At 43.7% G+C, this 556-nt stretch carries 1 protein-coding gene; it reads right to left on the bottom strand.

Annotated features, from left to right (window positions below):
• Positions 1–68: 68 nt before the first annotated feature.
• The coding region (locus UTM25_RS22490) for a helix-turn-helix transcriptional regulator (protein WP_320715393.1) at positions 69–556 on the bottom strand (488 nt) is incomplete at its 5' end.

Here is a 556-nt window from a genome sequence, read left to right as displayed (position 1 = left end):
TTACAATAGCTGTAGGAAAAGATTCCTGCGGACACGGGAAAAAAGGCAAACGACGCTCTGTGGCGAGGTTAATTCAAGATCCAGCGAATGCTCTTATAGAAAAACGGGCCCCGCGCAGCCTTTAGCTTATTTATGGCGTTATTTTTGTAAAAATAAACCTGCCTGACGTTGCAGCCGAGCTGACGGGCGATTTGCTTAGTTTTCAGGTTAAATGAGTAGCCTCGCAGCACGCAGGCTTCCTGATTAGAGAGGCTTTCTGGGGGCTGCTGCATCGTAATTCTCACGTTGTAATGATTTAACGCATTTGGCATCTGGCTCATCAAGATTTGCCACATCGTAATTATCGCGTTGTAATAATTTAAAGCTCTTGGCACCTGGGTCATCAGGATTTGCCACATCGCCTTGATATCTCCCAGCGAAATACGTTTATTTATTACCCCATCCACATGATTAAATTTCAGAAAACCAACGGATAACGAATAGATATATATCCTCGCACTAGGCTTTTCCCGTTTAATTCGCCGAATATCTTCAACAGGCGTAATCATAAAACTGC

Origin of the sequence: Enterobacter sp. 61D5 (assembly GCF_034107965.1) — a bacterium.
GTDB lineage: Bacteria > Pseudomonadota > Gammaproteobacteria > Enterobacterales > Enterobacteriaceae > Enterobacter > Enterobacter cloacae_M.
The sequence above is the reverse complement of the archived record's forward strand: the minus strand, read 5'-3'. Positions and strand labels throughout refer to the sequence as shown.